The 25,868-nt window shown below is 64.0% G+C and carries 22 protein-coding genes and 1 other RNA gene; 13 read left to right on the top strand and 10 right to left on the bottom strand.

The genetic code is table 11. The features are described from left to right. Positions 1-176 precede the first annotated feature (176 nt). Positions 177-1,391: a zinc metallochaperone GTPase ZigA gene (zigA, locus tag HT051_RS11555; RefSeq protein WP_174542171.1), complete on the bottom strand. Its 1,215-nt coding sequence runs from the start codon at positions 1,389-1,391 to the stop codon at positions 177-179. A 681-nt stretch (positions 1,392-2,072) separates the two neighbouring features. Here zigA and HT051_RS11550 point away from each other — a divergent pair. The 5 genes from HT051_RS11550 to metH all read left to right on the top strand — a co-directional run bounded on the left by HT051_RS11550 (position 2,073) and on the right by metH (position 8,406). Beyond that, complete coding sequence (locus HT051_RS11550; RefSeq protein ID WP_174542170.1) at positions 2,073-3,116, top strand: metalloregulator ArsR/SmtB family transcription factor; 1,044 nt, start codon at positions 2,073-2,075, stop codon at positions 3,114-3,116. Next, on the top strand, positions 3,116-4,039 hold the full coding sequence (metF, locus tag HT051_RS11545) for a methylenetetrahydrofolate reductase [NAD(P)H] (RefSeq protein WP_174542169.1): 924 nt from the start codon (positions 3,116-3,118) through the stop codon (positions 4,037-4,039). Before HT051_RS11550 ends, metF begins: the two co-directional genes overlap by 1 nt. A 139-nt stretch (positions 4,040-4,178) precedes the next feature. Beyond that, positions 4,179-5,240, top strand: coding sequence for a homocysteine S-methyltransferase family protein (locus HT051_RS11540; protein ID WP_174542168.1), 1,062 nt, complete (start codon positions 4,179-4,181; stop codon positions 5,238-5,240). A 57-nt stretch (positions 5,241-5,297) separates the two neighbouring features. Further along, positions 5,298-5,735 carry an endonuclease domain-containing protein gene (locus HT051_RS11535; RefSeq protein WP_174542167.1) on the top strand — a complete coding sequence of 146 codons (438 nt, stop codon included), beginning with the start codon at positions 5,298-5,300 and terminating at the stop codon, positions 5,733-5,735. Further along, positions 5,620-8,406, top strand: a complete 2,787-nt coding sequence (metH, locus tag HT051_RS11530; RefSeq protein ID WP_371740612.1) for a methionine synthase — start codon at positions 5,620-5,622, stop codon at positions 8,404-8,406. Before HT051_RS11535 ends, metH begins: the two co-directional genes overlap by 116 nt. Positions 8,407-8,957: 551 nt before the next feature. Here the strand turns inward: metH and rimK are convergent. The 3 genes from rimK to HT051_RS11515 are packed head-to-tail and all read right to left on the bottom strand — an operon-like array spanning position 8,958 to position 11,611. After that, positions 8,958-9,863 (bottom strand): 30S ribosomal protein S6--L-glutamate ligase, encoded by a 906-nt coding sequence (rimK, locus tag HT051_RS11525; RefSeq protein WP_174542165.1) that lies wholly within the window; start codon positions 9,861-9,863, stop codon positions 8,958-8,960. 52 nt (positions 9,864-9,915) lie between these two features. Beyond that, on the bottom strand, positions 9,916-10,425 hold the full coding sequence (locus tag HT051_RS11520) for an ATP-dependent zinc protease (RefSeq protein WP_174542164.1): 510 nt from the start codon (positions 10,423-10,425) through the stop codon (positions 9,916-9,918). A gap of 22 nt (positions 10,426-10,447) precedes the next feature. Further along, complete coding sequence (locus HT051_RS11515; RefSeq protein ID WP_174542163.1) at positions 10,448-11,611, bottom strand: calcium:proton antiporter; 1,164 nt, start codon at positions 11,609-11,611, stop codon at positions 10,448-10,450. Between the two features lie 190 nt (positions 11,612-11,801). Between HT051_RS11515 and HT051_RS11510 the strand changes: the two genes are divergently transcribed. Beyond that, the gene (locus HT051_RS11510; protein WP_174542162.1) at positions 11,802-12,479 is read left to right on the top strand and encodes a TetR/AcrR family transcriptional regulator; all 678 of its coding nucleotides are present in this window, start codon (positions 11,802-11,804) and stop codon (positions 12,477-12,479) included. Between the two features lie 8 nt (positions 12,480-12,487). Here HT051_RS11510 and HT051_RS11505 read toward each other — a convergent pair whose 3' ends face one another. Next, positions 12,488-13,171: a glycoside hydrolase family 25 protein gene (locus HT051_RS11505; protein ID WP_246810068.1), complete on the bottom strand. Its 684-nt coding sequence runs from the start codon at positions 13,169-13,171 to the stop codon at positions 12,488-12,490. Between the two features lie 296 nt (positions 13,172-13,467). Between HT051_RS11505 and HT051_RS11500 the strand changes: the two genes are divergently transcribed. Then, on the top strand, positions 13,468-13,875 hold the full coding sequence (locus HT051_RS11500; protein WP_174542160.1) for a DUF2852 domain-containing protein: 408 nt from the start codon (positions 13,468-13,470) through the stop codon (positions 13,873-13,875). An 81-nt stretch (positions 13,876-13,956) separates the two neighbouring features. Here HT051_RS11500 and HT051_RS11495 read toward each other — a convergent pair whose 3' ends face one another. Together HT051_RS11495 and HT051_RS11490 are read right to left on the bottom strand one after the other, a co-directional pair. Beyond that, on the bottom strand, positions 13,957-14,382 hold the full coding sequence (locus HT051_RS11495) for an SH3 domain-containing protein (protein ID WP_174542159.1): 426 nt from the start codon (positions 14,380-14,382) through the stop codon (positions 13,957-13,959). Positions 14,383-14,561: 179 nt separating this feature from the next. Further along, the gene (locus tag HT051_RS11490; RefSeq protein ID WP_174542158.1) at positions 14,562-18,428 is read right to left on the bottom strand and encodes a hydantoinase B/oxoprolinase family protein; all 3,867 of its coding nucleotides are present in this window, start codon (positions 18,426-18,428) and stop codon (positions 14,562-14,564) included. A gap of 181 nt (positions 18,429-18,609) precedes the next feature. On the opposite strand from HT051_RS11490, the gene HT051_RS11485 reads away from it, so the two are divergent. Continuing rightward, on the top strand, positions 18,610-19,041 hold the full coding sequence (locus tag HT051_RS11485; protein ID WP_174542157.1) for a hypothetical protein: 432 nt from the start codon (positions 18,610-18,612) through the stop codon (positions 19,039-19,041). A gap of 71 nt (positions 19,042-19,112) precedes the next feature. On the opposite strand, the gene HT051_RS11480 is transcribed toward HT051_RS11485, so the two are convergent. After that, positions 19,113-19,643 (bottom strand): gamma carbonic anhydrase family protein, encoded by a 531-nt coding sequence (locus HT051_RS11480; protein WP_174542156.1) that lies wholly within the window; start codon positions 19,641-19,643, stop codon positions 19,113-19,115. A gap of 163 nt (positions 19,644-19,806) precedes the next feature. Here HT051_RS11480 and HT051_RS11475 point away from each other — a divergent pair, with 163 nt between their 5' ends. From HT051_RS11475 to HT051_RS11460, 4 genes are all read left to right on the top strand, one after another. Beyond that, positions 19,807-20,277 (top strand): hypothetical protein, encoded by a 471-nt coding sequence (locus HT051_RS11475; RefSeq protein ID WP_174542155.1) that lies wholly within the window; start codon positions 19,807-19,809, stop codon positions 20,275-20,277. Positions 20,278-20,412: 135 nt separating this feature from the next. Then, entirely contained in the window at positions 20,413-20,763 is a 351-nt protein-coding gene (locus HT051_RS11470; protein ID WP_174542154.1) for a hypothetical protein, read from the top strand. Between the two features lie 99 nt (positions 20,764-20,862). Then, positions 20,863-21,579 carry a TerB family tellurite resistance protein gene (locus tag HT051_RS11465; protein ID WP_174542153.1) on the top strand — a complete coding sequence of 239 codons (717 nt, stop codon included), beginning with the start codon at positions 20,863-20,865 and terminating at the stop codon, positions 21,577-21,579. Positions 21,580-21,630: 51 nt separating this feature from the next. After that, positions 21,631-22,398 (top strand): N-acetylmuramoyl-L-alanine amidase, encoded by a 768-nt coding sequence (locus HT051_RS11460; protein WP_174542152.1) that lies wholly within the window; start codon positions 21,631-21,633, stop codon positions 22,396-22,398. Positions 22,399-22,491: 93 nt separating this feature from the next. Here HT051_RS11460 and HT051_RS11455 read toward each other — a convergent pair whose 3' ends face one another. Then, on the bottom strand, positions 22,492-22,761 hold the full coding sequence (locus tag HT051_RS11455) for a hypothetical protein (RefSeq protein ID WP_174542151.1): 270 nt from the start codon (positions 22,759-22,761) through the stop codon (positions 22,492-22,494). Positions 22,762-22,943: 182 nt separating this feature from the next. On the opposite strand from HT051_RS11455, the gene rnpB reads away from it, so the two are divergent. Then, an RNA gene (rnpB, locus tag HT051_RS11450) (RNase P RNA component class A) lies at positions 22,944-23,360 on the top strand. Between the two features lie 184 nt (positions 23,361-23,544). Here the strand turns inward: rnpB and katG are convergent. Then, on the bottom strand, positions 23,545-25,764 hold the full coding sequence (gene katG, locus HT051_RS11445; protein WP_174542150.1) for a catalase/peroxidase HPI: 2,220 nt from the start codon (positions 25,762-25,764) through the stop codon (positions 23,545-23,547). Between the last annotated feature and the right edge of the window lie 104 nt (positions 25,765-25,868).

Here is a 25,868-nt window from a genome sequence, read left to right as displayed (position 1 = left end):
AACGAACACCGGTGTTCATGGATTGCCGGGACGAGCCCGGCAATGACGCTGAGGGTGAAGTCCATGGCTCGCGGCCGTCATTCCGGCGCAAGCCGGAATCCAGCCAAGCGCTAAGGCCTTCATTGTCGCTGGATACCGGCTGTTGCCGATATGACGAAGGAGAGAGCCGCGCCCCCTCAAGCCGCCTCCAGCCCCCAGCGCGGGAAGGGATCGGGAAGCTTGGCCCATTTCGCCGGCATGAAGCGCGCCCGGGACTTCGGCGCCACCAGGCAATCGTCGAGTGCGGCGCGGATCGCCGCCTCGTCCATTCCGGCGCCGATGAACACCAGCTCCTGGCGCCGGTCGCCGAAATCGTCATGCCAATTGCGAATCAGCTGGGCATGCCATTCGGCGTGCTGCGGCCAGCGTGCCTTCGGCACCGAGGCCCACCAATAGCCGATGCCTGAGACCCGGCAGAGGCTGCCCGCTAGCGAAAGCTCGCCGCACCAATCGGGCCGCGTGGCCAGCCAGAAATGCCCCTTGGCGCGGATCAGCCCCGGCCAGGTCTTCTCCAGAAACGCCTGCAGCTTGGCCGGCTCGAAGGGAAGGGCCGTGCGGTAGACGAAGCTGGAAATGCCGTATTCCTCCGTCTCCGGCACGTGGTCGGCAAAGCCGTAAAGCTCTTTCGCCCAGAGCGGATGCTCCTGTGCCTTGTCGAAATCGAACAGGCCGGTATCCAGCACCTGGCCGAGATCCACCTTGCCGTAATCGGTCTCCACGATTTTGGCATCGGCGTTCAGCGCGCGGATGATCTTCTGCACCTTGGCGCGGTCCTCGGCCGAGACGTCGGAGGCCTTGTTGACCAGGACCACATCGGCGAACTCGATCTGGTCGGTGAGAAGATCGACGACGGTCCGCTCGTCTCCCTCGCCCGCCGTCTCGCCGCGCGCTGAGAGCGCATCGTGGCTGCCGAAATCGCGAATCAGGTTCACCGCATCCACCACCGTCACCATGGTGTCGAGCCGGGCGACGTCGGAGAGGCTCTTGCCGCGCTCGTCGCGGAAATCGAAAGTGGCGGCGACGGGCAGGGGCTCGGCGATACCGGTGCCTTCGATCAGCAGGTAGTCGTAGCGCCCATCGGCGGCGAGCCGCTCCACCTCGCTGAGGAGATCGTCGCGCAAGGTGCAGCAGATGCACCCATTGGTCATCTCCACCAGCGTCTCCTCGGTGCGCGAGAGATTGGCGTCTCCGGCGCGCACCAGATCGGCGTCGATATTCACCTCCGACATGTCGTTGACGATGACGGCCACCTTCCGCCCCTCGCGATTGGAGAGGATGTGGTTGAGCACAGTGGTCTTCCCGGCGCCGAGAAAGCCGGACAGCACCGTGACGGGCAAAAGCCGGTCGGTCATGAGCTAGTCTCCCAGATCGTCTGAAATGTTATAAGATAACAATCACAGGCAAAAGGGGATGGCAAGAGGGAGATTGGAGAGGAGAAGGAGAGGGGGGCGGCCGCCACAAACTCCGTCAAGGCCGGGCGTGTCCCGGCCATCCACGTCTGGCCCAAGGGGAAAACCTCTCGTGGATCACCGGGACAAGCCCGGTGATGACGACGGAGGTGGAAGCGGTTGCCACGAATAAACTCGTCATGCCCGGACTTGATCCGGGCATCCATGCCGTTACGGCCCGGCTCGGTCTGCGGTGCAACTAAGGCTCAGCGCAAGCGGCACGGTCACGGCATGGACCCCCGGGTCAAGCCCGGGGGTGACGAAGGAGGGGGGCGCTAGCTACAAGCACCGTCATGGCCGGGCATGTCCCGGCCATCCACGTCTGGCCAAATCGCAGAGCGCTTCGTGGATGCCCGGAACAAGTCCGGGTATGACGACGGAGAGTAAAGCGTGCGCCTCTAGGCACCGTCATTCCGGCGTCAGCCGGAATCCAGCCAAGTGGTGAGGCCTTTGTTGCGGCTGGATACCGGCTGTTGCCGGTATGACGCGGAGCAAGGGGCGGCGCTTAGCCCTCCTCGCACCTGTTCCGGCCAACCCCACCAAACCCCCTTGCCACACCCGCGAACAACGCATAAAGATATCTTTATGTCAGATCGCGAGCCGCAGCCCACTCTGTCGTCTGAGGCCGCCGTCGCCGCCTTGCGCGGGGCCGGGGAGTCGACGCGGTTGCGTATTTTGGCCCTGCTGGCGAAGCGCGAGCTGAACGTCAAGGATCTCACGCAGATCCTCGGCCAGAGCCAGCCGCGCATCAGCCGGCATCTGAAGCTGCTCGCCGAAGCCGGGCTGATCGGCCGCTTCCGCGAGGGAAGCTGGGTGTTCTTCCGCCTGGCCGATACCGGCGCCGAAGCCGCCCTCGCCGAGGCCATCGTCGGCAGTCTCGATTGCGAAGATGCGGTGATCGCCCGCGATGCCGCCCGGGCAGAAGCGGTGCAGAAGGCGCGCGCCGAGGCCGCGCAAAGCTATTTCCGGGCCCACGCCCCCGAATGGGACCGCATCCGCAGCCTGCATGTCGCCGAGGATCAGGTCGAGGCGGCCATGCTCGATGCCCTGGGGGAGGGGCCGTTCGAGCTGCTGGTCGATCTTGGCACCGGCACGGGCCGCATCATCGAGCTGTTCGGCGGCGCGGCCACCCGCGCGCTCGGCTTCGATGTCAGCCACGAGATGCTGTCCTATGCCCGCATGAAGCTGGAGCGGGCCGGGCTCTCCCACGCCCAGGCGCGCCACGGCGATATCTTCAACGTGCCGCTGGCCGATGGCGCGGCCGATGCCGTGGTGCTGCATCAGGTGCTGCATTTCCTCGACGAGCCGGCCTTGGCGCTCTCCGAAGCGGCCAGGCTGTTGGCGCCGGGCGGCAAGCTGCTGATCGTCGATTTTGCGCCCCATGATGTGGAGTTCCTGCGCGAGGAGCAGGCCCATACCAGGCTCGGCTTCCCCAGCGATCAGATCGCCCGGTGGTGCGCCGAAGCGGGGCTCCGCCTGACCCGGCACACCGACCTCAGCCCGCAAGGCGATACCCCGGAAAAGCTCACCGTCTCGCTCTGGCTCGCCGAGAAACCGGCGGAAGCCGAGGCGGGGCCGGATATCGAACCCAACACCAAGCAAAACTCATCAGTCGAGGTCGCCGCGTAATGCTGCAACAAAACCATAAGAAGAGCCGCGGGCTGGATATCGGCGATATCACCGTCTCCTTCGAGTTCTTCCCGCCGAAAACCGAGAAGATGGAGCAGACCCTGTGGAACTCCATCGGCATGCTGGCGCCGCTGCATCCGAGCTTCGTCTCGGTGACCTATGGGGCGGGCGGCTCCACCCGCGAGCGCACCCACGCCACCATCGCGCGCGTGCTCGAGGAGACAGATCTGAAGCCTTGCGCGCATCTGACTTGCGTTGGCGCCACGCGCGAGGATCTCGACGCGGTGATCCGCGATTATTGGGAGATCGGCGTTCGCCATATGGTGGCGCTGCGCGGCGATCCGCCGGGCGGTGTCGGCGCGCCTTACGAGCCGACGCCCGGCGGCTATGTGAATGCCGCCGATCTCACCGCGGGGATCAAGAAAATCGCGCCGTTCGAGGTGTTCGTCGCCGCCTATCCGGAGAAGCACCCGCAATCGCCAACCGTGGAGGCCGATATCGACAACCTCCAGGCCAAGATCGACGCTGGGGCCGACGCGGCGATCACCCAGTTCTTCTTCGATAACGATGTCTATTACCGCTATATCGACAAGGTGCGGGCGCGCGGCATCGACATCCCGATCACCCCGGGCATTATCCCGATCCACAATTTCAAGCAGGTCTCGAACTTCGCGATGCGCTCCGGCACCTCGGTGCCCGATTGGCTGGGCCATCGTTTCGAAGGGCTTGAAGATCATCCCACCACCCACAATCTGGTGGCGGCTGCCGTGGCGGCCGAGCAGGTGCTCGATCTCGTCGATCACGGCATCACCGAGTTTCATTTCTACACCCTGAACCGCGCCGACCTGGTCTATGCCGTTTGTCATCTGCTAGGTCTGCGCCCGACAGTTCAGGCCGAAGCAAAGGAGGGCGCCGCGCTATGACAGCGACAGCCGTTCGTTTGTGCCTGCCGTCCCATTATTATTTCGTCATCGCCGGGCTTGACCCGGCGATCCAGAGCCACTGGCTCGGAGTTAATCGCCCCTGGATGCCCGGGCATGACGGGCGAGGTGGAGAGAGCCAATGACACGCGAAGAACGGATTGCCTATCTGAAGTCCGAGGTCGAGAAGCGCATCCTGATCCTCGATGGCGCCATGGGCACGATGATCCAGAGCTATAAGCTCGGCGAGGAGGATTATCGCGGCGAGCGCTTCAAGGATCACCCCCACGACCTGAAGGGCAATAACGACCTTCTGGTGCTGACCCAGCCGGATATCATCCGCGAGATCCACGGAGCCTATTTCGAGGTGGGCGCCGATGTGGTCGAGACCAACACCTTCAATGCACAGGTGATCAGCCAGGCCGATTATCATCTGGAGGATGCGTCCTACGAGATGAACGTCGCCGCGGCGCGGCTTGCCCGCGAGGCGGCGGATATCTGGTCGGCGAAGACGCCGGAGCGGCCGCGCCTGGTCGCCGGAGCGATCGGCCCGACCAACCGCACCGCCTCAATCTCGCCGGACGTGAACGATCCCGGTTTCCGCAATGTCGATTTCGACACGCTGGTCGCAGCCTATGCCGACCAGACCCGCGGGCTGATCGAGGGCGGCTCGGACCTGATCCTGATCGAGACGGTGTTCGACACGCTGAACGCCAAGGCGGCGGGCTTTGCCGTGCGCCAGGTCTTCGACGAGCTGGGCGTCGCGCTGCCGATCATGATCTCCGGCACCATTACCGATCTGTCGGGCCGCAACCTCTCGGGCCAGACGCCGGAGGCGTTCTGGTACTCCATGCGCCATCTGGAGCCGTTCTCCATCGGGCTGAACTGCTCCTTCGGCGCCGATCAGCTGCGCCCGGCTGTGGCCGAGATCGCCGCCGTCGCCGATGCATGGGTCAGCGCCTATCCCAATGCGGGGCTTCCCAACGAGATGGGCGAATATGACGAGAGCCCGGAGATGATGGCGGCGCTGCTGGAGAGCTGGGCCAAGGACGGGCTGCTCAATCTGGTCGGCGGCTGCTGCGGCACCACGCCGGAGCACATCAAGGCGATCGCCGAGGCGGTCGCGCCGTTCGCCCCGCGCAAGCTGCCGACCCCTGAGCACAAGCTCCGCCTCTCCGGCCTCGAGCCCTTCGTGGCGGGGTAGGGAAGTACGCACGAAGTGAAGCCCCTCGCCCCTTGGGGAGAGGGTTGGGTGAGGGGGATGAAAACAAAGCTCACACCCGTCGCGAAAAAGCTCCGCAAGGAGATGGGCAAGGCGGAGACAAAGCTGTGGTTCGAGCTCCGCGACCGCCGATTTCGCGGTGTGAAGTTTCGGCGGCAAGTGCCGATCGGGTCCTATGTTGCCGATTTCGCGAGTAAGAAATTAGGGCTGATCATAGAGGTTGATGGCGGCCAGCATGCGGAGCTGACAATGGAGAAAGATGCGCAGCGCACCGCTTATTTGGAGCAACAAGGATTTCGAGTGATCCGTTTTTGGAACAACGATGTGCTGAAGAATATCGAAGGCGTGATGCACACGATTGGTGAAGCCATCGATCACGCCCCCTCACCCGGCGCTACGCGCCACCCTCTCCCCGGCGGGGAGAGGGCATTGCCCCCGCAAGTTCAAATCGGAAAAGCCAGCAAGCATGACCAGTAACGCGGCAACGAATTTCATCATGATCGGCGAGCGGACCAATGTGACCGGCTCCGCCAAGTTCCGGAAACTGATCGAGGCCGACGACTACCCGGCCGCGCTCGAGGTCGCGCGCCAGCAGGTGGAGAATGGCGCCGCCATCATCGACATCAACATGGACGAAGGCATGTTGGATTCGGAGAAGGCGATGAAGACCTTCCTGAACCTCATCGCCGCCGAGCCGGATATCTCCCGCGTCCCCGTCATGATCGACTCATCCAAATGGTCGGTGATCGAGACGGGCCTGAAATGCTGCCAGGGCAAGGCCATCGTGAACTCCATCTCCATGAAGGAAGGCGAGGAGCCCTTCTTGGAGCAGGCGCGCAAAGTGCGCCGCTACGGCGCCGCCGTGGTGGTGATGGCCTTCGACGAGACCGGCCAGGCCGAAACCGCGGACCGCAAGTTCGAGATCTGTAAGCGGGCCTACAAGCTGCTGACCGAGAAGGTCGGCTTCCCGCCCGAAGACATCATCTTCGATCCGAATATCTTCGCCGTCGCCACCGGTATCGAGGAGCATGCCGGATATGGTGTCGCCTTCATCGAGGGCACCCGCCGCATCAAGGAGAACTTGCCTTACTGCCATGTCTCCGGCGGCGTCTCCAACCTCTCCTTCTCGTTCCGCGGCAACGAGCAGGTGCGCGAGGCGATGCACTCGGTGTTCCTCTACCACGCCATCCAGGCGGGCATGGATATGGGCATCGTCAATGCCGGCCAGCTCGCCGTCTATGACGATATCGAGCCGGAGCTGCGCGAGCTGGTCGAGGACGTGATCCTCAACCGCCGCGACGACGCCACCGACCGGCTGCTGGAGGCGGCCGAGCGCTATAAGGGCGGCGGCGCCAAGAAGAAGGAGCAGGACCTCGCCTGGCGCGAGAAGCCGGTGGAGGAGCGCCTGACCCATGCCCTGGTCAATGGCATCGCCAGCTTTATCGAGGAAGACACCGAAGAGGCGCGGGCCAAGGCCGAGCGTCCCTTGCACGTCATCGAGGGGCCGCTGATGACCGGCATGAACGTGGTCGGCGACCTGTTCGGCGCCGGCAAGATGTTCCTGCCCCAGGTGGTGAAGTCGGCCCGGGTGATGAAGCAGGCCGTGGCCTATCTGATGCCGTATATGGAGAAGGAGAAAGAGGAGCTCGGCCTGACCGACGCCCCCTCCAACGGCAAGATCCTGCTCGCCACGGTGAAGGGCGATGTCCACGATATCGGCAAGAACATCGTCGGCGTCGTGCTCCAGTGCAACAATTACGAGGTCATCGATCTCGGCGTCATGGTGCCGGCTCAGAAGATCCTGGACGAGGCCCGCGAGCGCAAAGTCGACATCATCGGCCTCTCCGGTCTGATCACCCCGTCCCTCGACGAGATGTGCCATGTCGCCGCCGAGATGGAGCGCGAAGGCTTCGAGGCGCCGCTGCTGATCGGAGGGGCGACCACCAGCCGTGTGCATACCGCGGTGAAGATCAGCCCGAACTATCAGAGAAGCCAGGCGATCTACGTTACCGATGCCAGCCGTGCCGTCGGCGTGGTCTCCAGCCTGATGAGCCCGGAGGAGCGCCCGCGCACCATCCAGCGCATCCGCGACGATTATATCAACCTGGCGGAAAGCCACGCGCGCGGCCGTGAGCAAAAGGCGCGCATCTCCATCGCGCAAGCCCGGGACAAGGGGCTGAAGCTCGACTGGTCGGACTATCAGCCGCCGAAGCCCAGCTTTCTCGGCACCAAGCTGTTCGCCAATTACGATCTCGCCGAGCTCGCCGGCTATATCGACTGGACGCCGTTCTTCCAGGCTTGGGAGCTGAAAGGCCAGTTCCCGCGCATCCTGGACGACGAAAAGTACGGCGAGGCGGCGCGCAGCCTGTATGAGGATGCGCAAGCCATGCTGAAGCAGATGATCGCCGAGAATTGGGTGCAGGCGAACGGCGTGGTCGGGTTTTGGCCGGCCAACGCCATCGGCGACGATATCGAGCTCTATACCGACGACAGCCGCGGGACGCGGCGCGCCATGCTGCATACGCTGCGCCAGCAGATCGCCAAGCAGTCCAGCCGCCCGAACCTGGCGCTGTCCGATTACGTCGCGCCGAAGGAGGGCGGCCCGGCCGATTATGTCGGGGCGTTCGCCGTCACCGCGGGTATCGGCGAGGATGATGTCGCCGCCCGCTTCGAGCGCGCCAATGACGACTACTCCAAGATCATGGTCAAGGCGCTGGCCGATCGGCTGGCCGAAGCCTTCGCCGAGCGGCTGCACCAGAAGGTGCGCCAGGAGCTCTGGGGCTATGCGCCGGACGAGGCTCTCGATAACGAGGGGCTGATCGCCGAGAACTATCAAGGCATCCGCCCCGCCCCCGGCTATCCGGCGCAGCCCGATCACACCGAGAAAGGCACCGTGTTCGATCTTCTGGATGCGAAGAAGCAGATCGGCGTGACGCTTACCGAGAGCTATGCCATGTGGCCGGGCGCCGCCGTCTCGGGTCTCTACTTCGCGCACCCCGAAGCACGCTATTTCGGCGTCGGCAAGATCGGTCGCGATCAGGTGGAGGATTATGCGGTCCGGAAGGGCTGGAGCGTGGAGGAGGCGGAGCGCTGGCTGGCACCGCTCCTCAACTACGATCCGGCGGCGGTGGATGTCGCAGCGGCCTAGCCGGAGCGGTGGCAAGGCTCCGCCGCTTCGGTGCCGGACATAAAAAAAGGTCTCTCGCCCGGATGGGCGAGAGACCATCTGATCCGGTAGGGACAAGCTACCCCGCTAAGTCCCCGATGTCAGATGAGTCCGAAAACCACGGCAGCCAGAAACCCAAACGACGTGAACGCGACCACAGTGGTTATTGCGCTTGTCAGTTCCATCGGAAGCCTCCTTTCCGTTGGAGGGCCCTCTGGGGCCGGAATTGATGAGTTTACGTAGCTTCTTGGCCCCACGCCAAGAAACTTCTGTGCTGCACTGCACTATGCTTTGGCAGCCTTTTGGTGAGCATCTAAACGTCGCCGAAGCTGATCGGTTCGCCGCTTTGACAGAATTAATTTTTTCTTGCTCCGAGAAGCGCAGAAACGCGCCATTTCCTGCTCAGAAAATGCTGTGGACAAGTTCGGAGCCTGTCATCGGAGCTTTGCCAAAGCTTCCTGAGCGGTGCGGGAAGTACTGGAAATCATTAGACTTTTTCTGATTCCAGAAGCCTTGCGCGAAGGCGCCGGCGCTCAGCCCTTGCCCTTGGTGCGAGTCTTTCCGGGGCTCGCATGACGCTCCAGAAATTCGATCATCTTGGTTGCCACGTCGACGCCGCTCGCCTTCTCAAGCCCCTGAATTCCCGGCGAGGAATTGACCTCCATGACCAGCGGTCCGTGGGAGGAGCGCAGCATGTCGACGCCGCAGACATTGAGCCCCAGCGTGCGCGCCGCCTTCACCGCGCAGGCGCGTTCAGCCGGCGTGATCTTGATGGCGGAAGCCTCGCCGCCGCGGTGCAGATTGGAGCGGAACTCGCCTGGAGGCCCTTGCCGCTTCATCGCCGCCACCACCCGCTCGCCGATCACCAGGGCGCGGATATCCATGCCGCCGGCCTCCTTCACATATTCCTGCACCAGGATATTCACCTTGGCGCCCTGGAAGGCCTCGATCACCGACTTGGCCGATTGCAGCGTCTCGCCGAGCACCACGCCGATGCCCTGCGTGCCTTCGATCAGCTTGATCACCACCGGCGGCCCGCCGACCAGGTCGATCACGTCCTCGGCCTGCTTCGGGTCGTTGGTATAGGCGGTGGAGGGAAGCCCGATGCCGCGCCGCGCCAGAAGCTGCATGCAGCGCAGCTTGTCGCGCGAGCGGCCGATGGCGACGGATTCGTTGAGCGGATAGATGCCCATCACCTCGAACTGCCGCAGCACCGCAAGACCGTAGGCGGTGATCGATGCGCCGATGCGCGGGATCACCACGTCGAAATCCTCCAAGGAGCGCCTGCTGTGATACAGCATCGGCCGTCCCGAGCTGATATTGATCGAGACCCGCAGCGTGTTGATGATCTCGATTTGATGGCCACGGGCTTCCGCCGCTTCGCAGATGCGGCGGTGGGTATAGAGATTGGGATTGCGCGCCAGCAGGGCGATCTTCATGCGGCAGGTCTCACAGCAAGAGGGTGGAGAAGAGGTCGCTCTTCAAAGCCCGTCATAGAACTGATTTGGCGGCGGATTTGCGGCGGATCGGCGGCCGGTTCGTGCTCACCAGAAACGACCGCGCCGGATCGATGAGGATCCCATCCTGCAGCGCCGTGCGGCCGAGCAGCATGCGGAAGCCCATCTGGTCCCGGTCGGTCAGGGTGAGCTCGATCTTCTGCGCATAAGTCCCAAGCCGGAGCGACGTTTCGATGACATGGCGCTCCTCCACATGGCCGCCGGAATTGCGCACATTGCGCTTATCCACCGCCGGCGCTTCGCAGCGGATCGTCTTGGCCTGGCTGCGCTGTAAGGGGTGCACGTCGAAGCGGAGCCACAGCACGCCGCGGCGCCGGAACGGTTCGATATTCCAGGCATGCAGCGAGCTGGTGCGCGCGCCGGTATCGATCTTCGCTTTGATTGCCGGGATGCCGAGCTCGGGGAGGGCGATCCATTCGCGCCAGCCGATATGCAGGACCGGTTCTTTTGCTGAGACGTCGGACTGGCGAGAGGAGCGGCCCATCGTATTTTCGACTCGTTGATCTCTATGGAGAGAACACGAAAACGATATAGATCGCCAGCAGAAGAAGATGCACCAGGCCCTGCAGCATGGTGGTGCGGCTGCCGCCGAAGGTGAGCGCGCTGACGCAGAGTGTCAGCACCAGAAGCACCATCTCTTCGGCGCCGAGCCCAAGCTGCACCGGCCGCCCGGTGATCAGCCCCACGATCAGCACCGCCGGGATGGTGAGGCCCAGCGTGGCCAGCGCCGAGCCGAGACAGACATTGACCGAGCGCTGCAGATGATTGGCACGCGCCGCGTTCATTGCCGTCAGCCCTTCCGGTGCCAGCACCACGATGGCGACGAACACGCCGCCCAGCGCCACCGGCAGCTTCAGATCCTCGATACCGAGATCGATGATCACGGCCAGATATTCCGACAGCACCACGATGGGCAGCAGCGTCAGGAACAGCATCGCCACGTGAAAGAGAAGATCCCGCGTCGGCTTGGCGTCCCGCACCACCGGTTCCGACTGCTCGTCGTGATTATGCCCGTCATCGGGCATGTCGAAGAAGCTGCGGTGGCGCGTGGTCTGAATGGCCAGGAAGATGAAATAGAATGCCGCCGCGATCACCGCGAAAACGCCAGCCTTCCATGGGGCCGTCGCCGGATCGGGCGCGGTCACCGAGAAGCTTGGCAGCACCAAAGCGAACACCGCCAGCGGCGCCAGAACGACGAGAAAGGCGCGGGCACCTTCCAGATTGTACTCCTGCGCACCATAGCGCAGCCCGCCCAAGAGCAGCGCGGTGCCGACCATGCCGTTCAGCACCAGCATCAAGGTGGCGAACATGGTGTCGCGCGCAAGCGTCGGGTTCGGTCCGCCATGCAGCATGATGGTGGCGAGGAGCGCGATCTCGATCGCTGTCACCGCGAAGGTCAGCACCAGCGTGCCCGCCGGCTCTCCGAGACTCGCCGCGATCACCTCCGCATGACGCAGCACGCCGAAGGCGCACCAGATCATCACCACGAACAGCCAGATGAAGAGAAGGATGGTGACGGGGTAGTTGTGCAGATCCTGGAAGAAGACCGATTCCAGCAGCACGAAGGCCAGCATGGTGCCGAGGCCGACACCGGCCGGCCCGCCGGAGATCACCGTCGCGGCGAGTCCCTTCTCGTGCATCGCCGCGTGCTTCTTCTCTTCTTTGTTCACTGCCCCAGCCTTCCTGTCTTGCCCCGGTGTGAAACCGGAAGCTGCCCCGCGCCCCGCGCCACGCTCAACCCATAGAGGAATTCCCTAGCGGAACGAAGTTTTGGAAGGGTGAAAGCGGCGGGCAGAAAACCGCGATTTACACCATGGAGTGGCTGGCGGGTTTGTGACGCTTCAAGTAAAAACCATTCACATGGGACCATCCGATCGCGATTGGCGCCGCGCCCGCGGCTATCACCACGGCAATCTGAAAGAGACGCTGCTCGAGGCGGCGCGCACCTTGATCGAGCGCCACGGCCCCGTCGGTTTCAGCCTGGCGGAGGCAGCGCGGCTGGCCGGGGTCAGCCCGGCTGCGCCTTATCGCCATTTCCGCGATCGCGACGCGCTTCTGAGCGAGGTCGCCCGCACCGGGTTCGAGCGTTTCGCCGCCCGGCTGGAGACGGCGTGGGACAATGGCCGCCCGACCCCGCTTCAGGCGTTCGAAAATCTCGGCCGCGCCTATCTCGCTTTCGCCCGCGAGGAGCCGGCGGCTTATGCGGTGATGTTCGAAACCGCGCTCGGCTCCGAGCATGGCGAGGACGGCGAGGGGAGAGCAGGGCGCATTAAGGCGGCCGACCACGCCTTCGACATCCTGCAGAAGGCGACCGCGGCTTTGTGCGAGCCGCTGGACCCGAAGGACCGGCCGCCTGTTCGCCTCGTCGCCTTACATGTCTGGGCGCTCTCCCATGGCGTTGCCACCCTGCTTGCGGAGAATCGCGACGAGCGCCGCAAAGTGCCGGTCAGCCCTGAAGAGGTGCTCGAAAGCGGCATCCTGATCTATCTGAAAGGACTCGGCATTCTCGACGCCGGCTCTGAGGGGAAGCCGGCTTAAGCCAGCCCCTAGCGGCTGGCGGCCTGGGTCAGGCCGATGGAGCGTTCCCAGGCCGGGCGGGTGCCGTTGAAGATGTTGCGGTCGACATCGCCGCGGATGCCGGGCACGCGCCCCGTGGTGGTGAACTGCCAGAACGCCCAGGGGCGACCCGGATAGACCTCGTGCGGCTCGGCCGCCACCGAGCGCAGCCAGAACGGATACTGCACCAGCTCGCCCCGCAGCACGTCGCGATAGAAGGCCGGGTCGGTATAGATGATCGGCCGCATGCCGGTGTGGGAATACATCGCATCGAGCAAGATCTTGATCTTTGCCAGCGCCTGGCTGCGGGAGATCTTCTGCGGACAACTCTTGGAGTGATGGTTCCACTCCACGTCCAGCACCGGCGGCAGCGCGTCCGGATCCCGCGGCACGTTGCGCATGAACCATCGTGCCTGGTCCTGCGCCGAACGGCACCAATAGACGAAGTGATAGGCGCCGCGCGGAATGCCGGCCCGTTTGGCAGCATACCAATTCTGCATGAATTTGGGATCGATATGGTCGCCGCCCTCGGTCGCCTTGATGAAGGCGAACTGGACGCCGGCCGCACGCACCGCGCGCCAATCGATATCGCCTTGCCATTGCGAGACGTCGATGCCTTGCACCGGTGCGCGATGCGCTCGCCACACCTTCTTGTGCGGGTCGACGTCGGACATGCTTGCATTGACCGCTGCCGCGCCTGCAGACGCCAGGCATAAGCCTACAAACATCACGGTCGCCGCGCGGCGGATGAGCGAAGAAGCAGACACTGTTTTCCGCAAACTCGTGAAATTTTGCCTCGAATGCCTATCTAAGAACAGCCGGGGTTAAAAACCCTTTGCGTTTTGTTGGTTAGGCGAGCGATCTGGTGCGATTTTTCGCCAAGCGTGCTGCCAGCGCCCCTTGACTTGCAAGCGGCTTCGCCCATCTAATGTAAATGTGAATAACATTCACACCTGAAGAAAGGTCCCCAATGCACGTAATCGACACTTTGGATGGCTACGGGAAGGGCGCTTGGATCACCGTCATGGTGCTGAGCTTCATTCTCTTTTGGCCGGTCGGTCTCGGAGTACTCGCATTTTTAATCTGGAGCGGACGAATGGGAAATTTTGGCGGTGAAGCATGGCGCAAGGACATGCAACGCGAAGCGAAATCCTGGGGCTGCGGCGCCAAGCGCTGGGCCAAGGCTCAGAGCCACTTCCGGCCCACCGGCAATGCGGCCTTCGACGCTTACCGGGAAGAGACCCTGAAAAAGCTTGAGGACGAGGCGGAGGAGTTCCGCCAGTTCCTGACCCGTCTGCGTGAGGCGCGCGACAAGGCCGAGTTCGATCAGTTCATGGCCGAACGCCGCAGCGGCTCTGCGCCGACGGCAACCAGCTAGCCGGGCCTTCTTTTAGAAGAAGAGGCAATGCTCGGCGAGGGCGCGGGATTTCGATCCCGCGCCTTTTGTGTTTTGGCGATCCTAGCCGGCGAGGATGTCGACCCATTTGGAGTGGATCCAGCCCTTCTTGCCGGGATAGGGTACCGGGCGCTTGCCCTTGCCGATGAAGCCGCAGCCTAAGACGTCTTTCTGGATAATGCTGTCGCCCGGCCCGTAGATCACGCCGAGCCACTTGCCGCGCTCGTCATAGACCATGACGTGATCACCGTTATGCACCTCATCGATCTTGCGGTATTTGCCGCCGGGTCCGGAGCGCACGGCGAGAAACCCGTCGCCCTTCGGGTCCAGCCCCTTGACGATGCCGAGCCAGCATTCCGCCATCTGCCCGTCGCCGCCGCTCTCGTAGATGGTGACGTCGAGATCCTCCGCCAGCGCGGCAACACCGACGGCAAACAGGCTCGCCACGGTCAAACAGGCGGCGATGAAGGAGCGGCGAAAGCTTGGCATTGAAATCCCTTGGGTTGCGTGTCGGTGCTGCACGGCAACCGAGTGTGCGAAGTCTGCGGGCGTCACGTCAATCGACAATGACGGGGGAGAGGGTTTGCCGGGGCTCTCTCAAAGCACGGTGTTCATGGATGCCCGGCACAAGGCCGGGCATGACCCGGGGAAAGATCGCGTCTCTGGCGTCAGACGCCAAACCCGCCGCCGGTCGGTGTCTTGATCAGAATCGCTTCACCCGGCTGCAGCACGGTTTGATCGCAAGCCCCTAACGAGTCGATTTCGCCGGAGTTTCGGCGGACGCTGTTTTCGCCCGTTTCGCCCGGCGCGCCGCCATCGGTGCCGAAGGGGGCGACAGTGCGCGCACCGGAAAGGATGGCGCAGTCCATCTCCTCCAGGAAGCGGAGCACCCGAAGCGTGCCATCCCCGGCGCGCCATTTGCCGGCACCGCCCGAGCCCCGCCGAATGGAGAATTCCTCCAGCAGCACCGGATAGCGCAGCTCCAGCACTTCCGGATCGGTGAGCCGCGAATTGGTCATATGGGTCTGCACCGCGGCCGCCCCGTCGAAGCCCGGCCCCGCCGGCGCGCCGGAGCAGATCGTCTCGTAATATTGATACGCCGCATTGCCGAAGGTGAGATTGTTCATGGTGCCTTGCGCCGAGCCGAGCAGGCCGAGCGCGCCATAGAGGCAATTCACGATCTGCTGGCTGGTCTCCACATTGCCGGCGACCACGGCGGCCGGATAGTGCGGCTTCAGCATCGAGCCGTCGGGCACGATGATTTCGATGGGGCGAAGGCAGCCGGAGTTCAGCGGAATATTGTCCTCCACCAGCGTGCGGAAGACATAGAGCACCGCGGCGCGGGTGATCGGCTCCGGCGCGTTGAAATTATCCGCTTGCTGTTCGCTGGTGCCGGTGAAGTCGACCACCGCCCGGCGGCTTGCAGGATCGACGCGGATTTCCACCTGGATGCGGCTGCCCTGATCGGTCTCCACCGCAAAGCGCCCCGGCTTCAAGTTCTCGATCACCTGGGCGACGCTTTCTGCCGCATTGTCCTGCACATGGCCCATATAGGCGGCCACCACATCGAGCCCGAACTGGCGGGTCATCTTGGCGAGCTCCTGCACGCCTTTCTCGTTGGCCGCAACTTGCGCTTTTAGATCGGCGATGTTCTGCGCCGGATTGCGCGCCGGGTAGGGCGCGTCGGTGAACAGTTTTTCGACCGCGCCCTCGCGGAAGGCGCCGTTCTCCACCAACAGGAACGGATCGATATAGATGCCTTCCTCGTCGATGGTGCGGGCGTTGGGGCTCATCGAGCCCGGCGCGATGCCGCCGACATCGGCGTGGTGGCCGCGGCTCGCCACATAGAACAGGATCTCGTCCCCCGCCTCGTCGAACACCGGCGTGATCACCGTGATATCGGGCAGATGCGTGCCGCCGTTATAGGGCGCGTTCAGCATGTAGACGTCGCCCGGCTTGAGTCTGTCGCCCAGCTCGCGGATCACCGTCTCCACGCTCCGGTCCATGGAGCCCAGATGCACCGGGATATGCGGCGCGTTGGCGACCAGCCCGCCGTCGGCATCGAAGATGGCGCAGGAGAAATCCAGCCGCTCCTTGATGTTCACCGAGCGGGCGGTGTTCTGCAGCGCATAGCCCATCTGCTCGGCGATTGCCGTGAACAGGTTGTTGAACACCTCCAGCATCACCGGATCGGCGTCGGTGCCGACCGACGGTCCAGCGCTTTGCGCTTGCGTCTTGGTCAGCAGCAGATGGTTTTTCTCGGTGAGCGAAGCCGACCAGCCCGGCTCCACCACCACGGTCTGGTGATCCTCGATGATCAGGGCAGGACCCATGACCGACTGACCAGGAGAGAGGCTTGCCCGCCTATGCACCGGTGCCTCGTGCCAGGCGCCGAGGGTGAAGATGCGCGTCACGGTCTCAGGGCTCCCGAGCGGCGCATCGGTGAGAGGTAGGCTCGGCTCGTCGCGATGGGCGCCGCCGCCGCGCGCTTCGATCTCAACCGCCTCGATCTCGATCGGTTTTTCCGGGCTGACGAAGCCGAACCGGGCCCGGTGCGCCGCCTCGAAGCGTTGCCGCAGATCCTCAAGCGAAGGGGCTTCTGCGCCTGAAATGACTCCGCTTTTTGCCGGTGCCAGCGGGGAGGGGTAACCGATGGGCAGTGCGCTGTCGGTGCCGAGATAGCGCAGCTGCAAACGCAAGGTCACCGCGATGGCATCGGCGCTGAGCCCTTGCGCCTCCAGCTCGCCGACGGCGTTCTGCTGCAGCGGCGCGGCGATCTCATAGGCCTTGCCAAGACCATCCGCGTCGAGCCCGGCCAGCACCGCGTGATTGCGGTTGGCGGTCATCTCGGCAAGGCCGATACCGTAAGCCGAGAGCAGGCCGGAGAAAGGATGGATCAGCACCGATTTGATGCCCAGCGCATCCGCCACCAGGCAGCCATGCTGGCCGCCGGCCCCGCCGAAGCAGTTCAGCAGGTGGCGGCTGACATCGTGGCCGCGCTGCACCGAGATGGCTTTGATGGCGTTGGCCATGCTTTCCACCGCGATGCGCAAGAACCCGTCGGCGACCTGCTCCGGTGTGCGTCCGTCGCCGACCTGAAGCGCCAGCGCCGTGAACTTCTCCCGCACCGCCGTCTCGCCCAAAGGCTGATCCTGGCCGGGGCCGAAGATCTTCGGGAAGAAATCGGGCAGCAGCTTGCCGGTCATCACATTGGCGTCGGTGACGGTGAGCGGTCCGCCGCGGCGATAGCAGGCGGGGCCCGGATCGGCGCCGGCGGACTCGGGCCCCACCCGGAAGCGGCTGCCGTCGTAAGTGAGGATCGAGCCGCCGCCCGCCGCCACCGTGTGCACCAGCATCATCGGTGCCCGCACCCGCACCCCGGCGACTTCGCTGTCGAAGCTTCGCTCGTAAGTGCCGGCGTAGTGGCAGACATCGGTCGAGGTGCCGCCCATATCGAAGCCGACGACATGGTCGAATCCGGCAATGCCCGCGGTCTCCACCGCGCCGATCACGCCACCGGCGGGACCGGAGAGGATCGCGTCCTTGCCCTGGAACAGCCCCGCCGAGGTCAGCCCGCCGGAGGATTGCATAAAAAGGAGCCGCGGGCCTTGGCCAGCCTGCTCGCTCTCTCCACCGCCATCCTCGTCATGGCCGGGCTCGACCCGGCCATCCAGGGCCGCTTGCTCGGACGGACTCCCTCTCCCCTCGGGGGAGAGGGCTGGGGTGAGGGGGGACAGCCCATGCGGGTCTTCCGCCCCCTCACCCGGATGCTGCGCATCCGACCTCTCCCCGGCGGGGAGAGGTGATTTCGCATCCAGCGCGTCGGCCACCTGCGCCACATAGCGGCGGAGAATAGGGGAGAGATAGGCGTCCACCACGGTGGTGTCGCCGCGCCCCACCAGCTTCACCAGCGGGCTCACCTCCGAGCTCACCGAGATCTGCATGTAGCCGAGCTCGCGGGCGAGCGCCGCCGCCTGGCGCTCATGCTCGGGATAGGCGTAGGCATGCATGAACAGGATGCCGACGGCGCCGATCCCGGCATTGCGCCCGGCTTGCAGCGCCGCGCGCACCGCGTCCAGATCGAGCGGCGTCTCCACGCTGCCATCGGCGCGTATCCGCTCCGGCACCTCGGCGACCTGGGCATAGAGCATCGAGGGTTTCTCGATATTCAGCGCAAAGATTTTCGGGCGCGCCTGGTAGCCGATCTCCAGAGCGTCCTTGAAGCCCTGGCTGGTGAGCAGCAGCACGGCATCGCCCTTGCGCTCCAGCAGCGCATTGGTGGCGACCGTAGTCCCCATCTTGACGCTTTCGATTGCTTCCGTGGGCAGAGGCGCGTCCCGCGCCACGCCGAGGATATCGGCGATGCCGGCAATGGCGGCGTCCTTATAGGCTTCCGGGTTTTCCGAGAGCAGCTTGGCGCTGACAAGCGCGCCGTCCGGCGCCCGCGCCACGATATCGGTGAACGTGCCGCCCCGGTCGATGAAGAATTGCCAAGGTCCTGTCGGGGAGCCGTTTTCTGCGCCGCGGGAAGTCATCGCGCCGAGTTAAGCAAATCTCGCAGGCTTGCAAAGCCGGAAGTGGGGAAACCCTGCCGAATTTCGCAAGGCTGACAGCCGATACGGCATCTCTGCGACACCCTGTCCGCCTCTGCCGATTGACTTATGCATGTTATGAGCATAACTAGGGGGCGTCACCCTCGAGTGAAGGAGAAAAGCCATGCTGCCCCTCAGCAACGCCGTTTATGTCGGTATCAGCGCGTATCTCATCTTCATCGCGGGCCGCCAGCTTCACAGGAGCTGGTGGATGATGTTGAGCGCCCATCTCGGCGATCGCGATCAACTCGCCGAATCCATGGCCGATCAGCTCATGGTGCGGTTCTACGCGCTGAGCGGCGGCTTCATGTTCCTGGCGCTGGCCTTTGGCGATGCGTCGGTGAGTGCGAGCGAGGCGGTCTTGCTCGACGGCACGCGGATTGGCGCGCTGCTGATCGTGATGGCCATCATCCAAGTGGTGAGCCTGCGTAGCCTGGTGGTCTATCGCGATCTCGATCTGATCAGCCCGGTGGATTGGAAGGAGAGGGCGGATGCCCGCTTCCTCCAGGCCCAGCGCTGGGAAGAGAGGCGCTGGGAAATCCGCAACAAGTCTTAGGCGAACAGGGCCATGGGAACGCAGATTTCGGGATCCACATTCCGAGCTGCTGGTCTCATGGCCCGTTGGCCTCAGCCGATCTTTTTGCAGCCCTTGGCGTATTGCTTCCAGCGCTTGGCATAGACATCGGCGCCGCGGGCCACCATCGCCCGGGTTTTCTCGTCTGCCTCGCGGATCACTTTGGCTGGCGCCCCGACGATCACCGAATTGTCGGGAAATTCCTTGCCTTCCGTGATCAGGGCACCGGCGCCGACCAGGCAGTTATTGCCGATCTTGGCGCCGTTCAGGACGATTGCCCCCATGCCGATCAGCGTCTCGTTGCCGATGCTGCAGCCATGCAGGATGACGTTATGGCCGATCACGCAATCCTTGCCGATGGAGAGCGGAAAGCCGGGATCGGTATGCAGCGTGGCATTGTCCTGGATTTGCGAGCGCTCCCCGATCTCGATCCACTCATTGTCGCCGCGCAGCACCGCGCCCCACCAGATGCTGGTGTCGGAGGCCATGCGCACCTTGCCGATCGCGCTCGCCGTCTCGGCCACCCAATAAAGACCGTCTTGCGGAAATTCGGGAGCAATCCCGTCGAGCTCGTAAATCGCCATTCTCACCTTCGCCGTTTCGCCGATTCATGGAGGGCGTTGGAGGATCGTCTCCACCCGTGGCGGTTCTACCCCATTTGAGCGAAAATCGCAGGCGAAAGCCGTCCGCGGGCTTGAGCGGCGGCATCTTCGGTCCTAGGGTGGCGCCAAGATCAGGGGGTCGCAGATGACATTGATTCCAGGCCGCATTCTCACAATCGCGCTTTTCGCAGCCGCCATTTTGGCGCTCGCGCTGCCAGGGGGCGCAAATGCGCAAACCGCCTTGCCCGGCGTGAGCAGCGGCATCGGACCCGGCCCGCGCCTGGTCAAGCCGGCTTTCGGCGTTGCCGGCGAATGCCAGCCGATCGATTTCGACAATGTCGAGATCCAGTATTACCGCGGCCGCGGCATCTATCAGCTGAAAGTCAGCGGCTTCAAGAAGTTCTCCAATATGGAGGTCTCCCTGAGCCATCAGTCCTATAGCCGGCGTCCCGCCTATTGGACCACGGTGGTGGTCGGCTGCTGGAAGAACTTTCTCGTGCTGCCGGTGCCGACGCCGTACTATGTCACCATGCCGCTCACCGACTTCGTCGGCACCCGCGGCGTGGAAATCGTCGGCGCGACCCGCACCGTCCGCCGCAACGTTCCCCAGTCTTAAACGCTTGGCGAACCGGCCTCCGGGCACCGCTTGAGGGGGCAGGCGCGAAACCATCCGGGAAACCAGCCCTTGTGCCGCAAGGGACTCTCCGGCTATTAGCTTCCCTCGAAAGTGGAAAACGGACCTAGGACCACGATGAGCAGCGAAACGGACAGCACCGATCATCCCTTCGCCAAGCGCGGCAGCAGCAATCCGCTGGCGATCTTCATCACCGCGCTCAGCGCCTCGATCTGCCTTGCACTGTCCTTCGGCCTGGTGCTGGCGGCTTTCGCGGTCGCCGCGGGCGGCCTGTTCGAATTCGGCACCACCTATTTGTGGATCACCGGGGGTGCCATCGCCATCGGCACGCTATGGCTCGGCCTTTGGTGCTTTGCCCGCGCAATTCATGTGGAGCGCCGGCTTCGGGCCGGGCTGGACGTCGATCAGCCGGACCTCTCGATTCTGGCGAATTTCCGCGATTCCAAGCCTGTAGCGCAGCAAAGCTAAACAGTTTTCCGGTTCATCCAGCCGCTTTACGCAATTCTGCCAATGCGCGGAGGTGCAAAACTCCGTATGCTCGGGCGGTGAGGTTATGGGGGTAGCCCGATGTCAGTTTGGGGGAAAATAGCCGGAGCGGCAGCCGGACTCGCCATCGGCGGGCCGATCGGCGCGCTGCTGGGCGGTGTCGCCGGTCATTTCGCGATCGACCGCGAAGATCACGACACGCCGGCGGAGAGCCAGGTCGCCTTTACCGTGGGCGTGATCGCGCTTGGCGCCAAGATGGCCAAGGCCGATGGCGTGGTCACGGTCGACGAGGTGAACGCCTTCAAGGAGGTGTTCAAGGTGCCTGAGGGCGAGATGAAGAATGTCGCCCGCGTGTTCAACCTCGCCAAGCAGGATGTCTCCGGTTTCGAGGCCTATGCCGAGCAGCTCGCCGCCATGTTCAAGAACGACGAGAAGCTGCTGGAAGACGTGCTGGAAGGCCTGTTCCACATCGCCAAGGCGGACGACACCGTGCATCCGCGCGAGGAGGAGTTCCTGCGCCAGGTGGCCAAGCGCTTCGGCCTCAGCGATTCCCACTTCGACTACATCAAGGCGCGCCATGTGGTGGCCGCGAAGCGCAATCCGTACGAGGTGCTGGGCATCGATCCGAGCGTCGGCAACGACCAGCTCAAGGCCCATTACCGCAAGCTTGTCGCCGACAATCATCCCGACAAGCTGCTGGCCCGCGGTGTGCCGCCGGAGTTCATCACCATTGCCACCGAGAAGCTGGCCGCGATCAATGAATCCTACGACGCGATCGCCAAAGAACGCCGCATCTAAGAGGGGCGCCGGCTTTAAGAGCGGCGCCACACCTCACCGCGATGGGGACCGATGAGCGCCGCGCCCGATAGCCCGCTTGCGCGCCTGTGGTGCCCATCGCCCAATTGCGAGCCGCGCCATGACGGCCGCAAGCCTGATATGCTGCTTCTGCATTACACCGGCATGGAGTCGGCCGAGGCTGCCCTCGACCGGCTGACCGACGCAGAGTCCAAGGTCTCCGCCCACTACCTGATCGACGAAGCTGGCCGCATCACCCAGATGGTGGCCGAGGAGATGCGCGCCTGGCATGCCGGTCAGAGCAGCTGGGCCGGCGAGACCGATATCAACTCCTGCTCCATCGGCATCGAGATCCATCACATCGGCCATACTGAGGCCGGGCTGGAGCCGTTTCCGGAAGCCCAGATGCAGGCGGTCGAAGCGCTCTGCCGCGATATCCTTTCCCGCCACGCGATCCCGCCGCAGCGCGTGCTGGCTCATTCCGACGTGGCGCCGGCCCGCAAGCAGGACCCCGGCGAGAGCTTCGATTGGCAGCGGTTGCACGCGGCCGGCATCGGCCATTGGGTGACACCGGCGCCGATCGAACCGGGGAGGACGCTCTCGGTCGGCGACGAGGGGGAAGCAATCGAAGCGCTGCAGCAGGCTCTCGCCCGCTATGGCTATGGGCTTGAAATTACCGGGACTTACGGGCGCGGCATGGAGAATGTCGTCACCGCTTTCCAGCGGCATTTCCGGCCCGCCCAGGTGGACGGCATCGCCGATCTCTCCACCCGGCTCACCCTGGACGCTCTGCTCGCCGCGCTGCAGCCGGCGGGCGCGTAAGGCCACTCCTCGGTAAAACGACCTTTCCTCAAAAAAAGAAGGCGAGAGCCTGCCCGGAGACAGACCCTCGCCCTGGGAGGTGGAAGGGGGTGCTTAGTGCTTCATCTTGGAGTAGGTCGCGTCGGCCTTGGCCAGGTTGCCTTCCGGGTCCTTCATGAACTCGGTCTTGGCTGCCTTGCTGCCGAAGCAATACATCTTGCCGCCGATATCGGCGTTGATCGAACAGTCGGTCTGGATCTCCTGGCCCGTGGCGAGCCCCATGGCACATAGATTGTCATATTGGCCGGTGGCGCCCAGAGCCAGCGTCGTCGAGACAAGAAAGAAAAGGCCGGTTGCGGCACCGGTCAGAGTGAAAGTCTTCATGGTCGCATCCTCCTGAGGTTGGGTCGCTCAATTGGCAATTGAGCAACGCCGAGCCTATGCCTGCGGTTGCGGAAAGGCTTTTCACGTCTTTCAAACAATGCGTGAGGTGGGCGTTAACGCTGTGTCGGCGGGCGGCGTCGCGCCGCTTGACGCAGCGCCGGTTCAGGCCCTTATAAGAGGAGCCAGCAGGCCGGATGGCCGCTCCGCCGATATCGTTGGGTAGTAGAGGCGGGGAGGAAAGTCCGGGCTCCATGGAAGCACGGTGCCGGATAACGTCCGGCGGGGGCGACCCCAGGGAAAGTGCCACAGAAAGCAAACCGCCCTGCGTAGCGCTCCGTCAGGAGTTGCGAAGCTGGGTAAGGGTGAAAGGGTGCGGTAAGAGCGCACCGCGCCAGCCGGTAACGGCGGCGGCACGGTAAACCCCACCGGGAGCAAGACCAAATAGGGGCGGCACGGAGACGGCGAAAGCCGCTTCCAGGTCGGTTTCCAGACCCGCTGCCCGGGTTGGTTGCACGAGGCGCACTGCGAGGTGCGTCCCAGATGAATGGCCATCGCCGCATCCGCGGTACAGAACCCGGCTTATAGGCTTGCCTGGTGAATTCTGGCCGGCGTGAGGGGAACCCCTCGCGCCGGCCTCCCTATTTTCGGCCTCCGCGCGATCACGCAAAAAAAGACCGGCGTGGAGGTGAGAGATCTCCACACCGGTCTCCGCACGTTCGGCAGGGTTTCAAGCAGCGCGCGCAAGCCTGCTCTCCGCCCCTGCGGCGGCGCGTCGGTTAGCGTTTACGCCGCGGTGAGATCGAACCGGTCGGCGTTCATCACCTTGGCGAAGGCCGCGGCGAAGTCGTTCACGAACTTCTCCTTCGCGTCCTCCTGACCGTAGACCTCGGCCAAAGCCCGCAGCTGCGAGTTGGAGCCGAAGATCAGATCGGCGCGGGTCGCGGTCCATTTGGTCTCGCCGGTCTCGCGGTCGCGCCCCTCGAACACATCCTCGTCGTCCTCCGCCGCGCTCCACGCGGTGCCCATGTCGAGCAGGTTGACGAAGAAGTCGTTGCTCAGGGTCTCCGGCCGGTCGGTGAGGACGCCGTGCGGCGACTGCCCGTAATTGGCGCCGAGCGCCCGCATGCCGCCGATCAGAACCGTCATCTCCGGCGCCGTCAGGGTGAGCAGCTGAGCCTTGTCGATCAGCAGCTCCTCGGTGGTGATGGTGTATTTGGTCTTCTCGTAATTGCGGAAGCCATCGGCCATCGGCTCGAGCACGTCGAACGATTCCACGTCGGTCTGCTCTTGGCTGGCATCCATGCGACCCGGGAAGAACGGCACCGTCACTGCATGGCCGGCCTTCTTGGCGGCCGCTTCGACCGCCGCCGAACCGCCCAGCACGATCAGATCCGCCAGCGAGACTTTCTTTCCGCCGCTTGCCGTCTCGTTGAACGCCTTCTGGATGCCCTCATAGACCTCCAGCACCTTGGCCAGCTGTTCCGGCTCGTTGACCTCCCAATCCTTCTGGGGGGCGAGCCGGATCCGTGCACCGTTGGCGCCGCCGCGCTTGTCGGAGCCGCGGAAGGTCGAGGCCGAGGCCCAGGCGGTGTTCACCAGCTGGCCGATCGACAGGCCCGAGGCGAGGATTTTTGCCTTCAGATCGGCGATATCCGCAGCGTCGATCAGCGGATGATCGACGGCCGGAATCGGGTCCTGCCAGATCAGGTCCTCCGCCGGCACCTCGGAGCCGAGATAGCGCGACTTCGGCCCCATATCGCGATGGGTCAGCTTGAACCACGCGCGGGCGAAGGCGTCGGCGAACTCTTCCGGATTGGCATGGAAGTGACGCGAGATCTTCTCGTAGTCCGGGTCCATGCGCATCGCCATGTCGGCGGTCGACATCATGATCGGCAGGCGCTTGCTCGGATCTTCCGGATCGGGCGCCATGTCCTCTTCCTTCAGATCCTTGGCGTGCCACTGCCAGGCCCCGGCCGGGCTCTGGGCAAGCTCCCACTCATAACCGAACAGCACGTCGAAATAGCCCATGTCCCATTTGGTCGGATGGGAGGTCCAGGCGCCTTCCAGGCCGCTGGTGATGGAATCGCTTCCCTTGCCGCTCTTCCAGGTCGACAGCCAGCCAAAGCCCATCGCCTCGATCGGGGCGGCCTCCGGCTCCGGGCCGACCTGATCGACCGGGCCAGCGCCATGGGTCTTGCCGAAAGTGTGACCGCCCGCCGTCAGCGCCACGGTCTCGTAATCGTTCATCGCCATGCGCGCGAAGGTCTCGCGGATATCCTTGGCCGAGGCCAGCGGATCCGGCTGTCCGTCGGGGCCTTCCGGGTTCACGTAAATCAGGCCCATCTGCACGGCCGCCAGCGGGTTCTCCAACTCGCGGTCGCCGGTATAGCGGGCGAGCTCGTGATCGCTGGTGGCGAGCCATTCGTTCTCGGCGCCCCAATAGACGTCTTCCTCGGGCTCCCAGATATCCTCGCGCCCGCCGGCGAAACCGAAGGTCTTGCCGCCCATGGATTCGATGGCGCAATTGCCGGCCAGGATGAACAAATCGGCCCAGGAGAGCTTGTTGCCGTATTTCTGCTTGATCGGCCACAACAGCCGGCGCGCCTTGTCGAGATTGCCGTTATCCGGCCAGCTGTTCAGCGGCGCGAAGCGCTGCGAGCCCGAGCCGCCGCCGCCGCGCCCGTCGGCCGTGCGGTAGGTGCCGGCGCTGTGCCAGGCCATGCGGATGAACAGGCCGCCGTAATGGCCGTAATCGGCCGGCCACCAGCTCTGGCTCTCCGTCATCAGCGCGTAGAGGTCGTCCTTGACCGCTTTCAGGTCCAGCGTCTCGAATGCTCTCGCGTAGTTGAAGTCCTTGCCCATGGGATCGGACTTGGCCGAATTCTGGCTGAGGATCTTGAGGTTCAGCTGGTTCGGCCACCAGTCGCGGTTCTGCAACATGCTCAGGCTCGTGGTGCCGTGCGCCACTGGGCAACCGCCCGCCTTGTCGACTTTAACGTCCATCGTTCTCTCCCGTGCTTAGCTTTCGAGTGGTGTTCACCCGCCCTGGGAGCGCACTTTGCGCGCGGTTTCCGATAACAGCAAATTGCATTTGCGGCGATTTGTGA

Source organism: Methyloligella sp. GL2 (assembly GCF_013341275.1).
GTDB lineage: Bacteria > Pseudomonadota > Alphaproteobacteria > Rhizobiales > Methyloligellaceae > Methyloligella.
The sequence above is the reverse complement of the archived record's forward strand: the minus strand, read 5'-3'. Positions and strand labels throughout refer to the sequence as shown.

Excerpts from the sequence above, each read along its gene's own strand:
- rimK (WP_174542165.1), bottom strand. The coding sequence starts at position 9,863 with ATGAAGATCGCCCTGCTGGCGCGCAATCCCAATCTCTATACCCACCGC.
- HT051_RS11485 (WP_174542157.1), top strand. The coding sequence starts at position 18,610 with ATGCTGCCCCTCAGCAACGCCGTTTATGTCGGTATCAGCGCGTATCTC.
- HT051_RS11540 (WP_174542168.1), top strand. The coding sequence starts at position 4,179 with ATGACACGCGAAGAACGGATTGCCTATCTGAAGTCCGAGGTCGAGAAG.
- HT051_RS11465 (WP_174542153.1), top strand. The coding sequence starts at position 20,863 with ATGTCAGTTTGGGGGAAAATAGCCGGAGCGGCAGCCGGACTCGCCATC.
- HT051_RS11475 (WP_174542155.1), top strand. The coding sequence starts at position 19,807 with ATGACATTGATTCCAGGCCGCATTCTCACAATCGCGCTTTTCGCAGCC.
- HT051_RS11490 (WP_174542158.1), bottom strand. The coding sequence starts at position 18,428 with ATGACTTCCCGCGGCGCAGAAAACGGCTCCCCGACAGGACCTTGGCAA.
- HT051_RS11460 (WP_174542152.1), top strand. The coding sequence starts at position 21,631 with ATGAGCGCCGCGCCCGATAGCCCGCTTGCGCGCCTGTGGTGCCCATCG.
- HT051_RS11455 (WP_174542151.1), bottom strand. The coding sequence starts at position 22,761 with ATGAAGACTTTCACTCTGACCGGTGCCGCAACCGGCCTTTTCTTTCTT.
- HT051_RS11470 (WP_174542154.1), top strand. The coding sequence starts at position 20,413 with ATGAGCAGCGAAACGGACAGCACCGATCATCCCTTCGCCAAGCGCGGC.
- HT051_RS11500 (WP_174542160.1), top strand. The coding sequence starts at position 13,468 with ATGCACGTAATCGACACTTTGGATGGCTACGGGAAGGGCGCTTGGATC.
- metF (WP_174542169.1), top strand. The coding sequence starts at position 3,116 with ATGCTGCAACAAAACCATAAGAAGAGCCGCGGGCTGGATATCGGCGAT.
- zigA (WP_174542171.1), bottom strand. The coding sequence starts at position 1,391 with ATGACCGACCGGCTTTTGCCCGTCACGGTGCTGTCCGGCTTTCTCGGC.
- HT051_RS11535 (WP_174542167.1), top strand. The coding sequence starts at position 5,298 with ATGAAAACAAAGCTCACACCCGTCGCGAAAAAGCTCCGCAAGGAGATG.
- katG (WP_174542150.1), bottom strand. The coding sequence starts at position 25,764 with ATGGACGTTAAAGTCGACAAGGCGGGCGGTTGCCCAGTGGCGCACGGC.
- HT051_RS11510 (WP_174542162.1), top strand. The coding sequence starts at position 11,802 with ATGGGACCATCCGATCGCGATTGGCGCCGCGCCCGCGGCTATCACCAC.
- HT051_RS11495 (WP_174542159.1), bottom strand. The coding sequence starts at position 14,382 with ATGCCAAGCTTTCGCCGCTCCTTCATCGCCGCCTGTTTGACCGTGGCG.
- HT051_RS11480 (WP_174542156.1), bottom strand. The coding sequence starts at position 19,643 with ATGGCGATTTACGAGCTCGACGGGATTGCTCCCGAATTTCCGCAAGAC.
- HT051_RS11550 (WP_174542170.1), top strand. The coding sequence starts at position 2,073 with ATGTCAGATCGCGAGCCGCAGCCCACTCTGTCGTCTGAGGCCGCCGTC.
- HT051_RS11505 (WP_246810068.1), bottom strand. The coding sequence starts at position 13,171 with ATGTCCGACGTCGACCCGCACAAGAAGGTGTGGCGAGCGCATCGCGCA.
- HT051_RS11520 (WP_174542164.1), bottom strand. The coding sequence starts at position 10,425 with ATGGGCCGCTCCTCTCGCCAGTCCGACGTCTCAGCAAAAGAACCGGTC.